Origin of the sequence: Sphingobium lignivorans (genome assembly GCF_014203955.1) — a bacterium.
GTDB classification, from domain to species: Bacteria; Pseudomonadota; Alphaproteobacteria; order Sphingomonadales; family Sphingomonadaceae; genus Sphingobium; species Sphingobium lignivorans.
On sequence record NZ_JACHKA010000001.1, the window covers coordinates 2,456,750 to 2,473,201 of the forward strand.

Below are 16,452 nucleotides of genomic sequence, written 5' to 3' on the forward strand. Positions count from 1 at the left end.
TCAGGGAAGGCGCGCGACCACTTCCCAGGCATAGCCCCGGAACAGCGCGCGCGCCTCCAGGCTGGCACCCTGCGCCGCCGCCACGCGCCGCGCTTCCTCGAAGAGATCCGCGCGCGGCGTGACGTGGAACCGATCGAGCCAGGCTCGCAGGGCCGAGCCGAACCAGCCCGGCAGCGCTTCCTGCTGGCCGAAATCCACGATGTGCAGCGATCCGCGCGGTTCTAGGAGCGTGATCGCCTGCGCCAGCGCCGACTTCCAACCGGGAATCATGGACAAGGCGTAGCTGATATAGATGCGATCGAAGCCCGCCTCCCCGAACAGCGCCTGCGGATCGAAGCGGGTGGCGTCCGCACGGGCCAGCAGCGTCCGGCCATCCGCCCCGGCCCGGGCGAGATTCGCCTCTGCTGACTTCAGCATCTCGGCCGAGATATCGAGCCCGAACAGGCGGGCCTGGGGATAGCGCCGGGCGACGAGGGCAAGGTTCCTGCCGGTTCCCACCCCGATCTCCAGCACCGAACCACCGGGCGGGACCGCTAGTCCACGGATGAGGCCGTCCCGGCCCAGCAGATAATATTTGCGCGTCAGGTCATAGAGATGCCGCTGCAGCGCATATTGCGCATCCATGGCGCGGGCATGATCCTCGCTGCCCGCGTCCATCCCCCGGCTGCCGGTCATCGCTCAGCCTTCCAGCGAATAGAGATGCACACCGCCATAGATGGACGAGCGATCCGCGCGCGTGAAGTCCAGCGATTCCGCCGCGTGATAGGTCCAGCGGTCGAGCAAGGCGGGCGAAAGGCGGCCGGGCAGCAGGCTGGGCTCGGCCGCCGTGCGGAAGAGCACACGGGCGCCGGGCCGCGCGCAGCGGGTGATCTGCGTCCACAGCGCATCGAGCTGGGCATTGCTCATCCAGTCCTGCGCGTCGAGCAGGACGTAGCGGTCGACGCTCTCGTCGGCCTGGGTCGCGAGCCAGTCGGTCATGTTGGCATGGCGGATGTCGACGCGGCCGGTGCGGCTGCGCACGGCGTCATAATGCCGCTCCTCCAGATAAGGCGGCAAAGGCGCGTCCTGATGGCGGCCATAAGCGCGGCCGAACGCCTGCCATGCGAAATAGTTCGACTTGAGGTCATGGTCGCAGGCGAGCTTCTCCAGCCGCCGGCGCAACACCGCCGCCATCTTCTCGTCCCCGGCCAGCGATTCATACTGGGCAGGCGGAATGCCGAGCCCGAACAGCGAGGCGGGCTGGTCCGTCAGCCAACGGACGAACTTCCGGTTGAACACCGGCGCGAGCTTCTCCTCGAAGATCCGCCGCTGCTCCTCCATGTTCCGCGCCTCGAGCAGGACGCGCGGATCGATGCGGTAAAGCTTCGCCACCAGATGCGCGGCGCCGATGAAGCCGCCGAGCAGCCCGCGCTTGTAGGCGCCGCTGCGGAACATGCCGATGCGCCGGCGCCCGACCATATCCCGCCCTTCCCAGTAGCGGCGCGACGTCTCGTCGAGATAGGGACGGATATAGGTCCGGTAGGCCGCGATGTTCTCGGCGCTGTCCGCATCGCCAAAGAAGCGGCGGAAATGGGTGTAGTCAGGCAGGCTGACCGCCGCGACCTGCTTCAGGCAGTTGAGCGCGATATGCGCGGTGTTGAGATCGACCGCCGTGATCCGCGCGGGATTGGCGGTCAGATAGGAAAGGACGTTGCAGCCGCCGCTGGCGATGGTGACGACATGGCTCTGCGGCGTGATTGCCAGCGCCTCGATATCGACCACGGGATCTTCCCAGATCTGGGCATAGACGAGCCCCCGGAACGCGAAGGCAAAGGCACGCTCCAGCAGCCCTTCCCGGCTGAGCGCCTCGTGATTCACGACCGCCCGATCGATCACATGTCCCATGCCTTGCTCCACGTTTGACCCGTCTGGCCGCCCGCTAGCCTGCGGCGGTGTCGGGTTCGTGACGGTCCGATTGCAGATCGGTGACAGCCATCACCCTCGCCGGATGGCGGCCCGATTGATACAAGGGCAGTCGATGGATCCAATGGTCTCCGATCTCGAACGTGCCTGGTATGCTCTGGAGTGGATCATCCGCATCGGCGCCCTGGCGATCGTGCCGCTGCGGCGCACGCCGGCCGCGGCGCGTGCATGGCTGCTGCTGATCTTCTTCCTGCCCTTGCCGGGGCTGCTGCTGTTCCTGGCCATCGGCAGCCCGCGCTTCCCCGCCTGGCGGAGGGAGCGCTTCGCCGCCCTCGCCCCCTTCCTGGCGCGGATCGCCGAGCGGTTGCGCACGCATGCGCCGGCGCCGGGCGCCAGCGCGCCCGTCGCCGCGCTGGCCGAGACGCTGGGCCACATGCCGGCGACCGGCGGCAATCTGGTTGAGCTGATCGACGACTATGACGGGGTCATCGACCGGCTGATCGCCGACATCGACGGCGCGCGCAGGAGCGTCCACCTGCTTGTCTACATCTTTGCGGACGACGCGGTCGGCCGCAGGATCGCGGACGCACTGGGCCGCGCCGTCCTGCGCGGGCTGGATGTACGCGTGCTGTTCGATCCGGTCGGCTCGCTGGCATGGCGGCGCGGCACGCAGAAGATGCTTCGGACGCGCGGCGTACGGGTCTGCGAGACGCTGCCGCTGCGCCTGCTGCGCGCCCGGACCCGTCGCGACATGCGCAACCACCGCAAGCTCTTCGTCATCGACGGGGAGATCGGCTATGCCGGTTCCCAGAACATCGTCGCCCGGGACTTCCGCCCCGGCGTCGTCAATCGCGAACTGGTGGCGCGTGTGCGGGGTCCGGTCGTCGCCAGCATGGACGCCATCGTGCGCGCGGACTGGAGCCTTGAATCGGGCGAACCGGCGGCGGCGCCCGAGGAGCTGCCCGCACCGGCAGGCGACGCCATCGTGCAGCTGCTCCCGAGCGGCGCGGACTATCCGCTCGCAGGCTTCGAGACCCTGCTGGTGTGGCAGCTCCACGAGGCACGGGAACGGGCCATCATCGTGACGCCCTATTTCATCCCGGACGAAAGCGTGCTGAACGCGATGATCTCGGCGGTGGCGCGGGGCGTGAGAGTGGATCTGATCGTCTCCGGCGTCATCGACCAGCGACTCGTCCATCTCTCCCAGAGTTCCTTCTACGACGAGCTGCTGGTCGCCGGAATCCACATCCACCTGTTCAACCGCTATCTGCTGCACGCCAAGAATGTCTCGATCGACCGCCGGCTCGCCATTGTCGGATCGAGCAATGTCGACCTGCGCTCCTTCCAGCTCAATCAGGAAGCGAGCCTGCTTTTCCACGACGCGGAGTCGATCGCCGCGGTCGCCGCGATCCAGCAGGATTATCTCGACAACAGCACGCCGCTGAAACTGGAAGTCTGGCGCAGCCGCTCGCGCTTGCGCCGGCCCGCCGAGAACATTGCGCGCATGATGAACTCACTGCTTTGATAGTACGGACTATTTCCGGTTATCTGATGGGGACTGTGCCGCCCTCAAGCATCGGGGCGGCAGAATGGTTTACAAATCATTAACCTTTATTTAGATTGCCGCCTGCTTCCTTCACCCGGAACCAGCCTCAAAACGGTGGAGCTGCGGACGAACAGCGCGGACTGGATGGAGCATCGGATACCACGCAGCCCGTGGGAATCGAGCAGGATATTCGCCGGACGCAGCAGGGTCGTGGGCTGCATATGCGCAAGCGAATGTCCGTTGAGAGGAGCCGACCATCATAGGTCGGTATGTGGGAGACTATCATCATGAAGCGTTCAATCGCTGCGGCAGCCTGTGTGCTCGCCGCCTTTACGGCTGTCTCGGCCAATGCAGAGGTGATTTCGCTGAATTTCGCCGGCCTGGACGGCGATGCGCAGGAACTGGTTCTCGATTATTACAATGGCGGCACCGGCAGCCTCGGCTCCGGACCCGGCACCAATTACGGCATCAGCTTTTCCGACAATGCCATCGCCTGCTCCGTGCAGCCGGGCGGCAGCTGCAACTCGGGCGGCCTGCCCACCGGCGGCAACCTACTGTTCTTCCTGACCGGCGACGCGTCGACCATGAATGTTGCCGGCGGGTTCGATACCGGCTTCTCATTCTATTACAGCGCGATCAACAATCCCGCCTTCGTGAGCGTGTGGAGCGGCCTTGATGGGACCGGCGACTTGCTGGCGACCATCAACCTCGCGACCACGCCGAGCGATCCGGGCTCGGCTGCCTGCGCCGGCGGCGGCTTCTGCCCGTTCGTCCCGATCGGCGTGGCCTTCGAGGGCATCGCGATGTCGGTGGACTTCGGCGGCTCGGCCAATCAGGTCGCTTTCGCCGCGATCACGCTGAACTCCGACGTGCCGGGACCGGCACCGGCCGTGCCGGAACCGGCGACCTGGGCAATGATGATCGGTGGCATGGGCCTTGTCGGCGCCTCCATGCGCCGTCGCCGCGTCAAGGTCGCTTTCGCAGCCTGATCGCCAAGGATCGAGAATGGAGAAGGGGTCGGCCATGCCGACCCCTTTTTCGTTGCCCCCACGCGGCTCAGTCGGCGAGCAGGCGCAGGAAGGTCTCGCGGTCCACATTGCCGCCCGAGAGGGTGACGATGGTGGCGTCGGTCGCGTCCACCTTGCCGGCCAGCACGGCCGCCAGCGCGGCCGCGCCGCCGGGCTCGACCACGAGATGCAGCTTCTCGAACGCAAGGCGCATGGCGGCCGCCACGTCCGCCCGCGTCACGGCCGCGCCGCCGCTCACCCGCTCGCGCAGCACCGCGAAGTTGATCGGGAAAGTGCGCGGCGTCTGCAGCGCGTCGCAATCGGTCGGGTAAGTCATGTCCGCGACCGGGAGTATCTCGCCCGCGGCGAGCGAGCGCAGCACATCGTCCCACCCCTCCGGCTCGGCGATGTGGATCTCCGCGTCCGGGCAGGCGAGCGCGACGCCCGCCGTCAGCCCGCCGCCGCCGCAGCATGTGACGAACCGGTCCGGCTCGCGCCCGATGCGCGCGCGCAGCTGCGCCGCCGCCTCGATGGCGAGCGTCCCCTGCCCCTCGATGATCCACGGATCGCCATAGGCATGGACCAGCGTCGCGCCGGTCTGCGCCGTCATCTGCGCGGCGATGGCATCGCGATCCTCACGTGCCCGGTCGTAGAGCACCACCTGCGCACCCAGCGCGCGTGTCGCCTCCAGCTTCGCGCGGGGCGCATTGGAAGGCATGATGATCGTCGCGGCGATGCCGAGCCGGCGGGCCGACCAGGCGACGCCCTGGGCATGATTGCCGCTGGAGACGCCGACCACGCCGCATGCGCGCTGCGCTTCGTCGAGATCGCTCAGCCGGTGCCATGCGCCCCGGATCTTGAAAGCGCCGACGGGCTGCAGGACCTCCGCCTTGCACCAGATCGTGCGTCCATCCAACTCCAGCGGAAGCAGGGGCGTCGGCGGCAGCAGCGCCGCCACTTTTTCCGCCGCGCGCAACACGCCCTCGCGTCTTGGCGAACGCGTCGGGTCCAGCAATTCTTGTTCTGTCACAGAGCCCCCCTATATGCAGGCGCTTATCGATTCGATCTCACGGAGACTTACAGATGAGCAAGGTGCTGGTCATCGGCGCAGGCGGCGTCGGCTCGGTTGCCGTCCACAAGATGGCGATGAACCGGGACATCTTCAGCGATATTCACCTCGCAAGCCGTACCGTCTCCAAGTGCGACGCCATCGCGGCGTCCGTCAAGGAGCGCACGGGCGTCACGATCAGCACCTACGCGCTGGACGCGGATGATGTCGAGGCCACGACTGCGCTCATCCGGCAGATCGGCCCGAAGCTGGTCGTCAATCTCGCGCTGCCGTATCAGGACCTCGCCATCATGGACGCCTGCCTGGCGGCCGGCGTGCATTATATGGACACCGCGAATTACGAACCGCGTGACGAGGCGCATTTCGAATATTCCTGGCAATGGGCCTATCAGGACAAGTTCCGCGAGGCCGGGCTGATGGCGCTGCTCGGCTCGGGTTTCGACCCCGGCGTGACCAGCGTTTTCGCGACATGGCTGAAGAAGCATCATTTCGAGCGGATCGACACGCTCGACATCCTGGATTGCAACGGCGGCGACCATGGCCAGCATTTCGCCACCAACTTCAATCCCGAGATCAACATCCGCGAAGTGACCGCGCCGGCGCGGCATTGGGAGAATGGCGAATGGGTGACGACCCCGGCGCTTTCCTACAAGCAGACGTTCGACTTCGAGGCTGTCGGCCCCAAGAACATGTACCTCATGTATCATGAGGAGCTGGAGAGCCTCGCGAAGTTCTTCCCGGAGATCAAGCGCATCCGCTTCTGGATGACGTTCGGCGATGCTTATCTCAAGCATCTGGAAGTGCTGCAGAATGTCGGCATGACGCGGATCGACCCGGTCATCTACAATGGCGTGGAGATCATTCCGCTCCAGTTCCTCAAGGCCGTGCTGCCCGAGCCCGCCTCGCTCGGGCCGACGACCAAGGGCAAGACCAACATCGGCGACATCGCCACCGGCCTGGGCAAGGACGGCACCGAGAAGACGCTCTACGTCTACAATATCTGTGACCATGAGGACGCCTATGCCGAGACCGGCAATCAGGCAGTGAGCTACACCACCGGCGTTCCCGCGATGATCGGCGCGGCGCTGGTGCTGCAGGGCATCTGGTCCGGCGCGGGCGTGTTCAACATCGAGCAGCTCGATCCCGATCCGTTCATGGACATGCTGAACAAGCATGGCCTGCCCTGGCAAGTGAAGGAACTGGACGGCCCGCTGGGCTTCTGAGGCATGGCGCGGACCGGCACGCTCATCCTTGCTCTCGCACTGGCGCCGCTGGCCGGCTGCTCGCCGCAGATCGGGCTGGTGGAAGGCGTGCCTTCGCCCGAACTGAACGCCTGCGTCCGGCAGGGCGGGACGCTGCAGGTGCGCGGCCGGGCGGGCACGGTGATGTGCGTCATCCCTTATGCGGATGCGGGCAAGAGCTGCACGTCCAGTTCCGAATGCCGGGGCCGCTGCCTTGCCGCGCGGACCGACGGCGACCTGCCGGAGCGGGGCGAGGCAGCGCCCGGGCGATGCCAGCCCGAAAACCGGCTGTTCGGCTGCTTCGCCGAACTCAAGGACGGCAAGGTCGCCACCACCATGTGCATAGATTGAGCGAGCAGGATATGGAAACCAGAGCCGGCGACCCCGGAGCCTTCGCCCGTTTCGACCTCAACCGCGTGCCCTCGCCCGCTTTCGTGGTGGATGCGGCGGCCGTGCGGCGCAATCTCGCCATCCTGCGGGACGTGCGGGATCGCGGCGGCATCCGCATGCTCGCGGCGCTCAAGGCCTTCTCGATGTGGGCGCTCGGGCCAACCGTCTCCGCCTATCTCGACGGCGTATGCGCATCCGGCCTCTATGAAGCGCGCCTTGGTCGCGAGGAATATAGCGGGCTGGACGAGAAGGGCGAAGTGGCGACCTATTGCGCGGGATATAAGGCAGTCGACCTGCCGGAAATCTGCGCGCTTTCCGACCATATCATCTTCAATTCGCCCGGCCAGCACGACCGCTTCCGGCCGATCCTCGATGCCCAGCGCGCCAATGGCGGTCGGTTCGACATCGGCCTGCGGATCAATCCGCTCCACGCCGAGGGCGAGGTCGCCAAATATGACCCGTGCCAGCCACACAGCCGGCTCGGCTTCCCCATCGACCAGCTTCGGCCCGAGCATCTCGAAGGCGTGGAAGGCATTCACTTCCACTCGCTGTGCGAGCAGGACTTCGTGCCGCTGGCCCGCACCTGGGCAGCCGTCGAGCCCAGTCTGCGGCATTATTTCGGGCAGCTCAAATGGCTGAACTTCGGCGGCGGGCACCACATCACCCGCGCCGACTATCAGCGTGAGGAGCTGATCGCCTTCCTGCAGCAGGTGCAGCAGCAGACCGGCCTCGACGTCTATCTCGAGCCGGGCGAAGCCGTGGCGCTCGATGCAGGCATTCTGGTGGGCGAGCTTCTCGACGTGATCGACAACGGCATGCCGGTCGCGGTGACAGACATCTCGGCGACATGCCATATGCCGGACGTGATCGAGGCGCCCTATCGCCCGGCCATGCTGGGCGAGCGCATCGCGGATCCGGCCGCACCGCTGGTGCGGCTGGGCGGCCCCTCATGCCTCGCCGGCGACATCATCGGCGACTATGCGCTGCCGGTGCCGGCGGAGCCGGGGCGACGCATCGCCTTCCTCGATCAGGCGCATTATTCGATGGTGAAGACCAATACATTCAACGGTGTGCCGCTGCCCTCCATCTGGCTGTGGGACAGCGAGACGGACGAACTGCGCGAGGTGCGCAGCTTCGGCTATGAGGACTTCAAGAACCGGCTGAGCTGATCCGCCGCGTCGTTCAGCGCAGCGCGGGACTGGCCTCACGCAGCTGCTGTTCTTCCGCGCTCATCAGCGCCTGCGCGGCCAGCCGCTCGTTCTGGAAGGCCGTGAGCGAAGCGGCGGTCAGCGGCGTGGCGGTCATGTGCTGGATGAGGCTCTGCCGGTCACGGGCGCGCAGTTCCAGCTTCGCGGCGGCCGCCTCCGTCTTGCTGAAACCATTGCCCTCGCCCAGCGCGATGATGGCGAGGGCGCGGCCGCTGAACGCCGTCAGGTCGGCGGTGTCCTTCGTGCCCGCTGCCGCATAAGCCTCGTCCAGCCCCTTGCGCAATTCGCCCGCGAGCGCCGCGCCGTCCTTGCCGGCATCGGCCTTCTCGGCCGCCGCGCGACGCGCCTGAATGGTGATGAGCACGTGCGAGGTTCGGGAGGCCCCGCTCGTGCCGGCCGTCCCGCTCTTGCCGGTGCCGGACGTCACGCGGGCGATGGTCTGCTGGACGGACAGCGCGGTGGGAGAAAGCGTGCCCGAGGACCCTGACGTGTCGGTCCCGAGATAGGCAATGAGCGACATGGACACCTCCTGAAAATAACTGGCCGAACGCGACGTAAATGAAGAAGGTTAACAGGCGATAACCCTCCCCGCGTCCTGCGAACGGCTCGATTCGACCCATGTCGCCCGGCCGGGGGTTGATTGAGCCGGGAAGGCCGCCATTTCATGAAGCGCGCGGTAAAATCGCGGGAAATTCAGGATTTCCATCACGCGATTCTTTTGCCCCCGGTCTTTACAGACCCCCATGCAGGCCATATATGCGCACCCCTGCTGCCCCATGGGACTTCCACCGCAAGGCAGCTTTGTTTGGCTGATACCCACTGGAGGTCCCTTGAGTTGTACAAGCACCATAGCGCGCTGGGGGTAGCTCTTTCCCTCAAACCGGCAGCACCGGTAACGCTCATTCGCCCGCAGGCTGCGGCCCGCGCCGCCCGGTTCTTCTCGCAGAAGTTCCCGGGACGCTCGCTCTATGCCGTCAAGGCCAATCCCTCGCCAGAGCTGCTCAGGACGCTCTGGTCGGCGGGCATCACGCATTTCGACGTGGCATCGATCACGGAAGTGCGGCTGGCCGCGCGGACCCTGCCCCGTGCCAAGCTCTGCTTCATGCACCCGGTGAAGGCCGAAGAAGCCATTCGCGAGGCTTATTTCCAGCACGGCGTGCGCACCTTCTCGCTCGATTCGATCGAGGAGCTGGAGAAGATCGTCCGCGCGACGCGGGGCGCCACGGATCTCGAACTGTGCGTCCGCCTGCGCGTCTCCTCCGAGCACAGCAAGCTCAGCCTCGCGTCCAAGTTCGGTTGCGAGCTGGCCGATGCGCGCGATCTGCTGATGGCCACTCGCCAGGTGGCGGACGCTCTGGGCATCTGCTTCCATGTCGGCAGCCAGGCGATGTCGCCCCATGCCTACACGCAGGCCATCGAGCGCGTGCGCGCGGCGATCGTCGATGCGTCCGTCACGGTGGACATCGTGGATGTGGGCGGGGGCTTCCCCTCCAGCTATCCGGGCATGGAGCCGCCGCCGCTCGAGGATTATTTCCGCGCCATCCATCGCGCCTTCGAGAGCCTGCCGATTTCCTATTCGGCCGAGCTCTGGTGCGAGCCGGGCCGGGCCCTGAGCGCCGAGTACAGCTCTCTCCTTGTGCGAGTGGAGCGCCGTCGCGGCAATGAGCTCTACATCAACGACGGCGCTTATGGCGCGCTGTTCGACGCCGCGCATCTCGGATGGCGCTTCCCGGTGCAGCTGCTGCGGGCGGAAGCCAATGAGGCCGACATGGTGCCGTTCAGCTTCTACGGCCCGACCTGCGACGACATGGACCATATGGCCGGTCCCTTCATGCTGCCGGCCGACGTCAAGGCCGGCGACTTCGTGGAAATCGGCATGCTCGGCGCCTATGGCAGCGCCATGCGGACCGAGTTCAACGGCTTTGGCGCGGACACGATCTGCGAAGTCGCGGACGAGCCGATGGCGAGCCTCTATCGCGACGAGGCGCCAGCGCCCTCGCTTTCCAACGTGGTGCAATTGCGCCGCTGATCAGTGTCAATTGACAACTGAAATGCGTTGAGACAGCCTCCCCGGATCAACTCCGGGGAGGTTTTCCATGTCCACAAATCTGATCCCGCCGGTCCTCACGCTGGTGATCTGGTCGCTCATCATGCTGATCTGGATGGCGACGCTGCGAATGCCGGCACTGGCGCGGCTCAAGATCCCGCCGCATCAGGCGCGCGGCGGACGGGGGCAGGATCTCGACCGGGTGCTGCCGCGCGAGATCAACTGGCCCGCGCACAATTATGCGCATCTCATGGAACAGCCGACGATCTTCTATGCGACGGTGCTGGCGCTGGCCGTGCTGGGACAAGGCTCGCCCCTCAATGTCGGGCTCGCCTGGGCCTATGTCGCGCTCCGCGTCGTGCACAGCATCTGGCAGGCCACGGTGAACACTATCCCGGTGCGGGCAGGCCTGTTCTTTCTTTCCTCGCTGCTGCTGCTCGTCCTCGCCGCCAACGGGCTGCTGGGGGCCCTTAACGCCTGAAAGTGCCGACCAGCTCGACATGCGTCGACCAGCGGAATTGCCCGACCGGTCGCGCCTGTTCGAGCACATAGCCGCTCTCGATCAGAGTGGCGGCATCGCGGGCGAAGCTTGCCGGATTGCACGAGACATAAGCAATGACCGGCACCTGGGCAGCCGCGAGCTGCAGCACCTGCTCGCGCGCGCCGGCGCGCGGCGGATCGAGGATCACGGCATCGAACCGGTCCAGCTCCTTCGGCGTGAGCGGGCGGCGGAACAGATCGCGATGCTCGGGGAAGACGCGGCCGGGCAGACGATTGCCACCGGCCTGCAGGGCCAGCACCAGATCGCGCGCGGCCTCCGCGGCATAGAGTTTGCGCCCGGGCACGTCATTCGCCAGCGACAGCGCGAACGTGCCGAGGCCGGCAAACAGGTCGGCCACCATGCGTGCATCGCCGATCGCGCCGCGGACCGCCGCGACCAGCGCGGCTTCTCCGTCACGCGTGGCCTGAAGGAAAGCGCGCGGCGGGAAGCCAACCGCGACCTCGCCGAAACGGACAGTGACCGGATCGGGCTCCCACAAGGTCATAGGCGCGTCCCCATCGTCCAGCAGGAGCCGGGCCAGCTTGTTCTCGCGTGCGAAATCCAGCAGCGCCTCGGTCACGGCCAGCCCATCGACGGCAAGGCCGCTCAGCACCAGATCGACGCCCTGATCGACCAGCGCCATGTCTACCGTGGCGGGTTGGCGATCACGCAGATGGCGGGCGAACAGGCTGCGCAGCGGCGCCACCAGTGCGAACAGGCGCGGTTCCAGAACCTCGCACTGGGCGAGATCGACCATGCGATGGCTGCCCTGCGCGCTGAACCCGACCTGCACCCGCTTGCCGAGCCGCAGCGCACGCAGACTGGCGCGGCGGCGGCTGCGCGGCGGCGAGACATAAGCGAGCGGGACATCCCCCGCGCTCACACCCTGCCCGGCCAGCGCGCCCGCGACGCGGCTACGCACATAATCGGCATAAGCCCCGTCAGAGAGGTGCTGGAGCTGGCAGCCGCCGCATTCCGGAAAGTGCCGGCAGACCGGGGCGACATGATCGGGGCCCTTGATCAGCGTCCCGTCCACGAGCAGCCGATCGCCCGGCGCGCTGCCTGCGACATGGCGCCCATCGGCGGTGACGCCGTCGCCCCGCGCCGCTATGCGCACGATGAGATCGGGATCGCTCACAGGGCACTCTCCAGGGCGGCGGGAAGATGGACGAGAAGATCGTCCGCAACGAAGGCCGCGCCAGCGCGCCGTGCTGCCTCGCCCTGGAGCCAGACCGCCTCGCAAGCCGCGCGAAACGCATCGACGGTGACCGCGAGACGCCCGGCACACAGGCCGGCGAGCACGTCACCGGTGCCCGCAGTGGAAAGCCAGGCGGAAGCCGGGGGCGCAACGACGCAGCGGCCATCCGGCGCGGCAATCACCGTGTCCGTTCCCTTGTGCACGATCACGGTCTCCATGTGCGTCGCGGCCTGCCGCGTGCGATCGATCTTGTTGCCGGCGAGTGTGCCGAACAGATGCGCGAACTCCCCCTCATGGGGCGTGAGGATCGCGGGGGGCCGTGCCCATGCCGGCTTGCGCTCGCCGATCAGCCACAGCGCATCGGCGTCCGCCACAAGCGGGATGCCGGCCTCGAGCGCGGCGGACAGGCGCTGCCATGCCGCTTCTCCCCTGCCCAGCCCGGGCCCGACCAGCACGGCCCGCGCGCGGTCGAACGCCAGCGCCTTGCTGCGCACGATCGCATGGCTGAGGCCGGGCTCGGCCGCATCGCCGAGCAGGCGGACATAGCCCGCACCCGAGCGCGCCGCCGCTTCCGCCGACAGGCCCGATGCGCCGGGCATGTCACCGGCCACGACCGCTACCAGCCCGCGCGTATATTTGTGCGCATCCCGCGCGGGCGCACCAAAGCGCGGCGCTGCCAGTGCCATGGCGCCCTCCGCCGGGGCCGCAATGCCGATGTCGACGAGCCAATGCTGCGCGGCGAGCGCGGCCGAGGGCATCAGCACATGGGCGGGCTTCCACGCGCCCAGCGAAATGCAATGCGTGAACACCGGGACGGGAGACAAGGCAATGGCCGCATCGCTTTCCACACCGCTCGGCACATCGATAGCATAGCTATGCTGCGCAGCATCGACGAGCTGGGCCAGCCTTTCCGCGGGATCGGGCGCGAGCCCCCGGGTGAGGCCGATGCCGAACAGCGCGTCGACAAGCTGCGCGGCGGGTGCCGCCTCTTCCAGCGTCTCCACCGGCCCGCCCCATGCCGCACGCGCCTTGCGGGCGCTGTCGGTCCCCGGCGCGGCCAGCGCGGCCACCCGGACCGGCACGCCCAGATCACGCAGCGCACGCGCCACGACATAGCCATCCCCGCCATTGTTGCCCGGACCGCAGAGCACCAACGTCTCGCGCAGATGGCCGGCGCGCCAGATCACCTCCGCCGCGCCTTCGCCCGCGCGGCACATCAAGGCGTAAGGATCGACGCCGGCATCGAACAGCGCCTGCTCCGCCGTCCGCATCTGCGCGACGGATAGGATAGGGCCGCCCCTCATGGCGCGCGCCCGCCCTCGAGCGCACTCACCGGCAACGCATAGCGCTCCTCGCCGAACAGGATCGCGACGGCGGAACCGCTGCGCGCAGTGCGCGGCTCGATAGCGCCATCCGCGGCGGCGAGCGTGCCATCGGCATCCAGCCGCACGCGGCGGAACCCGCCGTCTGGCCGCGACAGGATGAAGACCCGGCCCTGCGCATCCTCCACGGTCTCGATCCGGCAATCCTCCGCGAGGGGCGCATCCCGGCCCATTGCGCAGGGAATGCGGGTCCGCCCATCGGTGGCGCCATCCACCCAGCGCTTCATGGCTTCGGCGGGAGAGACTGGGGGCGCAGCCGGATCGGCGTCGTCACCCGGACCCGCCTGCCCGCAACCGCCGAGCAGCAGTGCGGCGGCCATAACGAGCTGAACGCCCGCCGACCGGGCGACGCTTGCCCCCGACCCGGCCGGAGCCGACGGAGCGGATCGTGCCAGACCAGTGCCGCTCCTAGATATCCGCATAGACATGCGTTTCGGCGCGAGCACCGGGGTGCGTGACCGCGCCGGTGCGGGCCGGGCCGACATTGCGCGAATAGCGCCACAGCGCGCCGGCCTGATAATCATTGGTGCGCGGCTGCCACTTCGCCCGGCGCTCGGCCAGCACGGTACCGTCGACCAGCAGATCGATGGTGCCCGCTTCCGCATCGATGGCAATGGTATCGCCATTTTCGATCAGCGCGATCGGTCCGCCGTCCGCCGCTTCCGGGCCGACATGGCCGATGCAGAAGCCGCGCGTGCCGCCGGAGAAGCGGCCATCGGTGATGAGCGCGACCTTCTCGCCCAGCCCTTGCCCGTAAAGCGCCGCCGTAGTGGAGAGCATCTCGCGCATGCCGGGGCCGCCCTTGGGGCCCTCGTAGCGGATGACGACGACGTCGCCGTCCACGATCTGCTGCGCCTCCACCGCCGCGAACGCATCTTCCTCGCGCTCGAACACCTTGGCTGTGCCCGTGAATTGCAGGCGCTTCATGCCCGCCACTTTCACGATCGCGCCTTCCGGTGCGAGGCTGCCCTTGAGGCCGACGACCCCGCCGGTCGGCGTGATCGGCGTCTTCGCGTCGTAGATCACTTTCTGGTCGGGGTTCCAGGTGACTTCGTCGATATTCTCGCCCAGCGTCTTGCCGGTCACGGTCATGCAGTCGAGATGCAGCAGGCCGGTCTGCGCCAGCGACTTCATCAGCATGTAGATGCCACCGGCGGCATGCATGTCCTTCGCGACATAGCGACCGCCGGGCTTGAGATCCGCCATGTAGGGCGTGGTCTTGAAGATCTCCGCGACGTCGAACAGGTCGAACGCGATGCCGCATTCGTTCGCCATGGCGGGCAGGTGCAGCGCGCCGTTGGTGGAGCCGCCGGTCGCCGCGACGATGCGCGCGGCATTCTCGAACGCTTCGCGCGTGCAAATGTCGCGCGGGCGGATGTTGCGGGCCAGCACGTCCATGATCTGCTTGCCGGCCGCCACGGCGATTTCCTGCCGGCTCTTGTAGGGCGCGGGCGCCATGTTGCTGTTGGGCAGCGAGAGGCCGATCGCCTCGGCCACGCAGGCCATGGTGTTGGCGGTATATTGCCCGCCGCACGCGCCATGGCCGGGGCAGGCTGCCTTCTCGATGGCGACGACCTCGGCAAGCGGGCAATTGCCGGCGGAATAGCGCCCGACGGCCTCGAACACGTCAATGACGGTGAGATCGTCGCGGTCCTTGTAAGTGCCCGGCAGGATCGAGCCACCATAGACGAAGATGGCGGGCACATTGAGGCGCAGCATCGCCATCATCATGCCCGGGAGAGACTTGTCGCAGCCAGCAAAGGCAACGAGCGCGTCATAGCAGTGGCCGCGCACCGACAGCTCGACCGAATCCGCGATCACTTCCCGGCTCACCAGCGAGGACTTCATGCCCTGATGGCCCATGGCGATGCCGTCGGTTACGGTGATGGTGTTGAAGCGGAACGGCGTGCCGCCCGCCGCCATCACGCCTTCCCGGGCCCAGTCTGCCTGCTGGTCGAGCGTGGTGTTGCAGGGAGCGGAATCATTGCCGGCAGAGGCGAGCGCCACGAAGGGCTTCGCAATATCCTCTTCCTTCCAGCCCATCGCATAATAATAGCTGCGGTGCGGGGCGCTCTCGACGCCGACCGAAACATGGCGGCTGGGGAGCTTCGACTTGTCGAACTGGTGGGTCATGGAGTCCTCTGCGTTTTGCGGGTCCCTTTCCACCTTTGGGCCCTTTCACGCAAGACTCTTGCGGCATTGCTCCAGAACCGGACCCAGAATTTCCGCGAAGCGCGCCTGCCCCGCCGCGTCGCTCACCAGATCCTGCCGCATCTCCACGCCGAGATAAGGACGACCGTGCGCCTCGGCATGGCGGTTCATGGAGGCATTGAGCAGCTTGCCCGAATAAGGCTGCTGGTCGCCCACCACGAGTCCGGCGGCCGAAAGCAGGGGAATGGCGATGCGCGCGGCGCGATCATCCTCGTTGTAGAGAATGCCGATCTCCCACGGGCGCGCTTCCTCCGGGCGGCTGCGCAGACCGGGCGTGAAGCTGTGCAGGGAAAGGATGAAGGGCCGGTGCGCCTGCCCGGCGAGTCGCTCCACCTGCGCATGATAGGGGTCATAGAAGCGCAGCAGCCGGTCGGCGACATCGGCCGTGCCATTACCTTCGACATGGTGGCCGTCGCTGTGCACGGGGACAAGACCGGCGGCATCGGGCTCGCGATTATAGTCGATGACGAGACGGGAGACGCCGCCCAGGATGGCGCAGCATCCACCTCGCCGGACGAGCAGCTCGGCCACCTCCGCAACGCCAATATCCAGCGCGACATGCTCGTGCATGAGCGCCGGAGGCACGCCGAGATCGATGCCGTCGGGCACCGCATTGGAGGCATGGTCGGCGACGATGAGGATCGGCGCGCCGCTGTCGCCGAGGATATGGAAGGGAGACGTCATCGGGCCATCCTAGAGGCAGGATCGCT

16 protein-coding genes are annotated in these 16,452 nt (G+C 67.1%); 7 read left to right on the forward strand and 9 right to left on the reverse strand.

The features are described from left to right. On the reverse strand, nt 1–675 hold the full coding sequence (locus HNP60_RS11430; protein ID WP_184153752.1) for a class I SAM-dependent methyltransferase: 675 nt from the start codon (nt 673–675) through the stop codon (nt 1–3). Between the two features lie 3 nt (nt 676–678). Beyond that, a complete protein-coding gene (locus HNP60_RS11435) occupies nt 679–1,884 on the reverse strand; it encodes a BtaA family protein (protein ID WP_184153755.1) in 1,206 nt (401 codons plus the stop codon). A 133-nt stretch (nt 1,885–2,017) separates the two neighbouring features. Between HNP60_RS11435 and HNP60_RS11440 the strand changes: the two genes are divergently transcribed. Continuing rightward, nucleotides 2,018–3,427 carry a phospholipase D-like domain-containing protein gene (locus tag HNP60_RS11440; RefSeq protein WP_184153757.1) on the forward strand — a complete coding sequence of 470 codons (1,410 nt, stop codon included), beginning with the start codon at nt 2,018–2,020 and terminating at the stop codon, nt 3,425–3,427. Between the two features lie 308 nt (nt 3,428–3,735). Beyond that, entirely contained in the window at nt 3,736–4,437 is a 702-nt protein-coding gene (locus HNP60_RS19990) for a PEPxxWA-CTERM sorting domain-containing protein (RefSeq protein WP_260394850.1), read from the forward strand. A 67-nt stretch (nt 4,438–4,504) separates the two neighbouring features. On the opposite strand, the gene HNP60_RS11450 is transcribed toward HNP60_RS19990, so the two are convergent. Next, the gene (locus HNP60_RS11450; RefSeq protein WP_338056712.1) at nt 4,505–5,485 is read right to left on the reverse strand and encodes a threonine ammonia-lyase; all 981 of its coding nucleotides are present in this window, start codon (nt 5,483–5,485) and stop codon (nt 4,505–4,507) included. A 53-nt stretch (nt 5,486–5,538) separates the two neighbouring features. On the opposite strand from HNP60_RS11450, the gene HNP60_RS11455 reads away from it, so the two are divergent. Genes HNP60_RS11455 through HNP60_RS11465 form a run of 3 tightly spaced genes read left to right on the forward strand, consistent with a single transcriptional unit; the run spans nt 5,539 to nt 8,324 of the window. Continuing rightward, entirely contained in the window at nt 5,539–6,747 is a 1,209-nt protein-coding gene (locus tag HNP60_RS11455; RefSeq protein WP_014076759.1) for a saccharopine dehydrogenase family protein, read from the forward strand. A gap of 3 nt (nt 6,748–6,750) precedes the next feature. Continuing rightward, nucleotides 6,751–7,116, forward strand: coding sequence for a hypothetical protein (locus HNP60_RS11460; protein WP_184153759.1), 366 nt, complete (start codon nt 6,751–6,753; stop codon nt 7,114–7,116). An 11-nt stretch (nt 7,117–7,127) separates the two neighbouring features. Next, the gene (locus HNP60_RS11465; protein ID WP_184153761.1) at nt 7,128–8,324 is read left to right on the forward strand and encodes a carboxynorspermidine decarboxylase; all 1,197 of its coding nucleotides are present in this window, start codon (nt 7,128–7,130) and stop codon (nt 8,322–8,324) included. Between the two features lie 13 nt (nt 8,325–8,337). On the opposite strand, the gene HNP60_RS11470 is transcribed toward HNP60_RS11465, so the two are convergent. Beyond that, nucleotides 8,338–8,883 (reverse strand): hypothetical protein, encoded by a 546-nt coding sequence (locus HNP60_RS11470; RefSeq protein WP_184153764.1) that lies wholly within the window; start codon nt 8,881–8,883, stop codon nt 8,338–8,340. 315 nt (nt 8,884–9,198) lie between these two features. Here HNP60_RS11470 and HNP60_RS11475 point away from each other — a divergent pair, with 315 nt between their 5' ends. After that, nucleotides 9,199–10,392, forward strand: coding sequence for a type III PLP-dependent enzyme (locus HNP60_RS11475; RefSeq protein ID WP_184153767.1), 1,194 nt, complete (start codon nt 9,199–9,201; stop codon nt 10,390–10,392). A gap of 67 nt (nt 10,393–10,459) precedes the next feature. Beyond that, the gene (locus HNP60_RS11480) at nt 10,460–10,891 is read left to right on the forward strand and encodes an MAPEG family protein (protein ID WP_184153770.1); all 432 of its coding nucleotides are present in this window, start codon (nt 10,460–10,462) and stop codon (nt 10,889–10,891) included. Here HNP60_RS11480 and HNP60_RS11485 read toward each other — a convergent pair. From HNP60_RS11485 to HNP60_RS11505, 5 genes are all read right to left on the reverse strand, one after another. Continuing rightward, nucleotides 10,881–12,089 (reverse strand): class I SAM-dependent RNA methyltransferase, encoded by a 1,209-nt coding sequence (locus tag HNP60_RS11485; protein ID WP_184153773.1) that lies wholly within the window; start codon nt 12,087–12,089, stop codon nt 10,881–10,883. The two genes, HNP60_RS11480 and HNP60_RS11485, sit on opposite strands and share 11 nt — an antisense overlap. Further along, on the reverse strand, nt 12,086–13,453 hold the full coding sequence (locus HNP60_RS11490) for an NAD(P)H-hydrate dehydratase (protein ID WP_184153776.1): 1,368 nt from the start codon (nt 13,451–13,453) through the stop codon (nt 12,086–12,088). The genes HNP60_RS11485 and HNP60_RS11490 overlap by 4 nt, the downstream gene beginning before the upstream one ends. Next, nucleotides 13,450–13,851 carry a hypothetical protein gene (locus HNP60_RS11495; RefSeq protein ID WP_184153779.1) on the reverse strand — a complete coding sequence of 134 codons (402 nt, stop codon included), beginning with the start codon at nt 13,849–13,851 and terminating at the stop codon, nt 13,450–13,452. The genes HNP60_RS11490 and HNP60_RS11495 overlap by 4 nt, the downstream gene beginning before the upstream one ends. Before the next feature lie 88 nt (nt 13,852–13,939). After that, nucleotides 13,940–15,664 carry a dihydroxy-acid dehydratase gene (ilvD, locus tag HNP60_RS11500; RefSeq protein WP_184153782.1) on the reverse strand — a complete coding sequence of 575 codons (1,725 nt, stop codon included), beginning with the start codon at nt 15,662–15,664 and terminating at the stop codon, nt 13,940–13,942. A 45-nt stretch (nt 15,665–15,709) separates the two neighbouring features. After that, nucleotides 15,710–16,426 (reverse strand): N-formylglutamate amidohydrolase, encoded by a 717-nt coding sequence (locus tag HNP60_RS11505; RefSeq protein WP_184153785.1) that lies wholly within the window; start codon nt 16,424–16,426, stop codon nt 15,710–15,712. Nucleotides 16,427–16,452 lie beyond the last annotated feature (26 nt).

Excerpts from the sequence above, each read along its gene's own strand:
- HNP60_RS11435 (WP_184153755.1), bottom strand. The coding sequence starts at position 1,884 with ATGGGACATGTGATCGATCGGGCGGTCGTGAATCACGAGGCGCTCAGC.
- HNP60_RS11465 (WP_184153761.1), top strand. The coding sequence starts at position 7,128 with ATGGAAACCAGAGCCGGCGACCCCGGAGCCTTCGCCCGTTTCGACCTC.
- HNP60_RS11505 (WP_184153785.1), bottom strand. The coding sequence starts at position 16,426 with ATGACGTCTCCCTTCCATATCCTCGGCGACAGCGGCGCGCCGATCCTC.
- HNP60_RS11480 (WP_184153770.1), top strand. The coding sequence starts at position 10,460 with ATGTCCACAAATCTGATCCCGCCGGTCCTCACGCTGGTGATCTGGTCG.
- HNP60_RS11495 (WP_184153779.1), bottom strand. The coding sequence starts at position 13,851 with ATGGCCGCCGCACTGCTGCTCGGCGGTTGCGGGCAGGCGGGTCCGGGT.
- HNP60_RS19990 (WP_260394850.1), top strand. The coding sequence starts at position 3,736 with ATGAAGCGTTCAATCGCTGCGGCAGCCTGTGTGCTCGCCGCCTTTACG.
- HNP60_RS11460 (WP_184153759.1), top strand. The coding sequence starts at position 6,751 with ATGGCGCGGACCGGCACGCTCATCCTTGCTCTCGCACTGGCGCCGCTG.
- HNP60_RS11430 (WP_184153752.1), bottom strand. The coding sequence starts at position 675 with ATGACCGGCAGCCGGGGGATGGACGCGGGCAGCGAGGATCATGCCCGC.
- HNP60_RS11470 (WP_184153764.1), bottom strand. The coding sequence starts at position 8,883 with ATGTCGCTCATTGCCTATCTCGGGACCGACACGTCAGGGTCCTCGGGC.
- ilvD (WP_184153782.1), bottom strand. The coding sequence starts at position 15,664 with ATGACCCACCAGTTCGACAAGTCGAAGCTCCCCAGCCGCCATGTTTCG.
- HNP60_RS11490 (WP_184153776.1), bottom strand. The coding sequence starts at position 13,453 with ATGAGGGGCGGCCCTATCCTATCCGTCGCGCAGATGCGGACGGCGGAG.
- HNP60_RS11455 (WP_014076759.1), top strand. The coding sequence starts at position 5,539 with ATGAGCAAGGTGCTGGTCATCGGCGCAGGCGGCGTCGGCTCGGTTGCC.
- HNP60_RS11440 (WP_184153757.1), top strand. The coding sequence starts at position 2,018 with ATGGATCCAATGGTCTCCGATCTCGAACGTGCCTGGTATGCTCTGGAG.